The following is a 3,799-nucleotide window of genomic DNA, read 5'->3' on the forward strand; positions in this document are numbered from 1 at the left end:
CCAGTCGGTTTGGTTCCCGAGCTGGTCGCCGGTTCCCGTGGCTTCGCGTCCTGGCCACGTTCCTCCGCCGGGAACCGCACCAGTCGATTTTTGAAATTATAGTCTATAAATCCGGATCCGTGGGCGCAGGGAGGCTCTCCCTGTCGGCCGGCAGCCGGCTCCGCCGGATCTGGGATTCGGAGATCAAATTGCGGGTGGGTTTAGTGGCGCGCGCATGGAAGCGACGGACGCCACTTCTGCTATCGACCCGAAGCGGAAATTAAAAGAACCGCAGTGTCCGTGATTGTTGCCGTCGCGATACGGGTCGCCACCGACCAGACACCAGTCCGATAGTGGCCGGCGTGTTGGGCGGCACGGTGCTGCGCGTATTCGCACCCAAGCGCCTTCTGGCGACGGTGGCTTCCCCTACGCCGTGCTGTGACTCCAACAGCTTACTGATCGAGATCTGGATTGAGGAAGTCACCGAGCCCACCGAAGCCGACGCGAGAGGACCGGTGTCAGCCCTGCCAATCGATGCTGACAATCGTGATCGGTAAGGCAAGCCCCTTCAGCTCGACCGTGCGTTCGTTCGAGAAAGTCGGAGAATCCCGAGCGGCATTCATGGTCTGCCGGCTGGCGATAATTTCGCCACCGGCTGCGACGGAGGCGATGCGCGCGGCTTCGTGCACGCCTCTCCCGGAGTATTCCCTCTCGCGCCGGACCACGGCGGCGGCATGCAGGCCTATTCGCACCTGGGGCGCAAAGCCATGCCGGATGCGGTGGTCCTCCAAAGCGCGTTGAATATCCACGGCGCACGCAATGCCGGTGTCCACGTTCGAGAAGGTCACGAAGAACCCGTCACCGGCATGGTCGCTCTCGACGCCACCATGATCCTCGAAGCAGCGTCGCAGGGTTCGTTGATACCATTGCCGCAGGGTGTCCCAGGCTTCGTCGCCGAGCGCCTCGATCAGCTTCGTCGAATCCACGATATCGGTGAACATCAACGCTCTTACGAGCGCCTCCTTATGGGAGGGCGTTGCCCGCGAGTCGGCCAGTGCAGCCAGTCGGCTGCCCCCGCGCGTTTTCTCCAGCGCCATGCCCAGGCGATCTAGGGACGCCAGGGCAGCATCCATCTCGATAATCGCGCTGGCTTCCTCGCCATCCTCTCTCAAAGCAGTCGCCAACAATGCCTGGGCGTGCGCTGCCTCGTATGGCGAGTCCGCCTTGTTCCAGAGCTGCCAAGCGCGTTTAAAACCTTCCGCCGCCTTGCTGACCCGGTCTTCGGCAAAGTCGATCTCAGCGCGGGCGGCGACAGCGCCGGCCTGTCCGGCGGGGCTATCAAGCAGTTCAGCCAACGATTCGAGCTCCGCGGCTGCTTGATCGGCGGGCTCCTTGTGCCCTACCGCCAGCGCGCTTGAGACTTTGACGGGAAGGAGTTGGATCCGGCTCTCTCGGGAGATGATGCCGGGGTCCATCAGCGCCTGGTCGATCAGTCGCAGCGCCGTCATGGAGTCGTTCTCGGTCAGCCTTAGGCGTGCCAAGGTCGGTTGAGGGTCATGACCCAGCTCAAGCGCGCGGCGGCAAGCGTCCAATGCCGGCTGCAACTCGCCCCGCCGGAGACGAACCTCCGCCATCTCCTGATAGGCCCAACCCGCAACGCGTGGGTTGGCGACCTTCAGCTGCTCGCCCGCCAAGCGCGCATTCTGCTCTGCACCCTCGAGGTTACCTTGTTGCCGCATGACTTCCGCGCGGTGAACGGTGCACAGACCGGGGAAGTAGGCGACCGACTCGCGCTCACACCATCGACTGCTCTCCTCGGTCCACTCGGAAGCGCGGCGCCAGTCGGCGCGGTTCCGGCATGCAACAATTACACTGCAATAGATCGTCCCCGCGGCGAGCAGCCCCAGCTCATCGCTGATCGCGAGCGCCATCGCTTCGTCGTGAAGCGCCATGCCTGCCTCGAGCCGTTGATCCATCAAGTGCGCATGGCCCAGCCAAAGCAGCCCGAGCCCCTCGACATCGCGGTTTCCTAGTCGCTTACCGATTGCCATTGCCTGCTCGGCACAGCTCTTCGCCGTCTCGAAATCTCCGCGGCTTACGGCTGCCGCCGCATGCAGCGACGCCTGCCATCCATGCTCGCCGCATTCCGGCTCTTCCGCCAGTAAACGCGCAGCTTTCTGGGCGTAACCCCTGGATACCGCATCATGGCGCCGGTCAAAATGCCAATGAGCGAGCTGCAGGGCCATGCGAGCGGCGCCGCGATGGTCTCCGGTGTCGCTGTAGCGGGCCTTGGCGTATTCGAGGGCGTCGGGAAGCTCGTCATAGCAGCCGCCCCACCAGGCGGCCCAAGCCATTCTCTCGGCGTCCTCCGGCGACAGAGGTTCGCTCGCAGCCACGCTTTTCAATCGGTTAAGGGCGGTCTCCCACTGGTGGACCTCGTAAGCTTCGCGCGCTTCGTCGAGGTGTTCTTCGTTCGAGTCTGGCATAAGCGGTGCCCTGACGTATAAAGCTTGTCGGTATTCGGCGCCTAGTGTATCGCGACAGCTTGAGCACGGCACGCATATAACCTCGATCCGTACGAGAGTAAGGATCATCCCCTTGACCTGCCCTTTCATAATTGGTCCAGAAACCATGTTAGGGTTTCACAGCAAGGAAAGGCTTGTCGCCAGCTGATTCAGACCAGCGCTAAAATTTATTTAACGCAAAGCCGGTTCCCGGCGTGCAGCCGAGGTGCGGTTAATATGGGCACGATACGCTGATGAACGAAGGCGGGCTGGAAAACATCCGGAAGCATTGAAGCGCCATGCCAACCATTCAGATCATTTCCACGGCGTTGCGGCCCCGCTCCTTGCTCTGGTAAACGGCGCGGTCTACCCGATTGCACACGTCGGCCAGTCCATCACCTTGTCGATACGCCGTGACGCCGACGCTCACGGTAACCCGTCCGGGGCCGTCCACCCTGGCACTTTCCACCGTCGACCGAATCCGCTCTCCTAATACTCCGGCACCTTCCGCGTCGATCCCAGGCAATACCACCATGAATTCTTCTCCGCCCCAGCGCGCCAGCACATCACCGGCCCGCATCTGGGCGTTCGCCACCTGCGCGAGCTGCTTGAGAATATTGTCCCCGACCGCGTGGCCGTATGTATCGTTGCACGACTTGAACCGATCGATGTCGAACATGACCACCGCCAACGGGTCATTGCCGCGCTCTGCCCGCCTAATCTCCCGGGCCAGTGCCTTGTCGAACCCACGTCGGTTGTACAGACCGGTGAGGCTGTCGTGCAGCGCGTCATGCTCGAGCACGGCTTCGGCGTGTACGCGGTCGACCAAATCATTCACGAGGGCAGCAAGCACGAGCGTTGCAGACGCCACAATTAACAGGAACACCTGCAGTAGGGTTATCGCCTGCCCTGCCGCCTCTCCGAATAACGCGAACGGACCATATCCGAATGCCGTGGCGATATTAGCGATGTTTGCAGTGAAGAAGATCGACCAGGCCGCACCGAAAACGCCGTATCGCAGCGCAGCCCAGGTCAGGAAAGGCACGATCAGATACGGCAGTACCACGTCCCACCCCCCGGGCCAGTTGCGAAACGCGATCAGGTTCACCGCCAGCAGACCCGCCACGAGCAGTACGGACTCCATCCATCGCCGCGGAATCCTGGCCTCTGCCCAGGTGAGTAGAATTGGCGCCACGACCAGAGTTCCAAGGGCGTCGCCGACCACAAACTAGGGCCATCCAAGCCAGAACGGATTGCCCACACACAGCACCGATCCCAAGGTACCCACCGTGGCGCCGACCAACCGACCCAGCACC

2 protein-coding genes are annotated in these 3,799 nt (G+C 62.2%); both read right to left on the reverse strand.

Translation table 11 applies throughout. The features are described 5' to 3' along the window. Positions 1–497 precede the first annotated feature (497 nt). Positions 498–2,465: an adenylate/guanylate cyclase domain-containing protein gene (locus AC52Q4_RS16540; RefSeq protein ID WP_495537897.1), complete on the reverse strand. Its 1,968-nt coding sequence runs from the start codon at positions 2,463–2,465 to the stop codon at positions 498–500. Between the two features lie 328 nt (positions 2,466–2,793). Further along, a complete protein-coding gene (locus AC52Q4_RS16545) occupies positions 2,794–3,708 on the reverse strand; it encodes a GGDEF domain-containing protein (protein ID WP_495537898.1) in 915 nt (304 codons plus the stop codon). Positions 3,709–3,799: the final 91 nt, after the last annotated feature.

The organism is Nitrococcus sp. (assembly GCF_059432795.1).

Bases quoted from the DNA above. Each gene is read 5' to 3' on its own strand.
- AC52Q4_RS16540 (WP_495537897.1), bottom strand. From the start codon at position 2,465: ATGCCAGACTCGAACGAAGAACACCTCGACGAAGCGCGCGAAGCTTAC.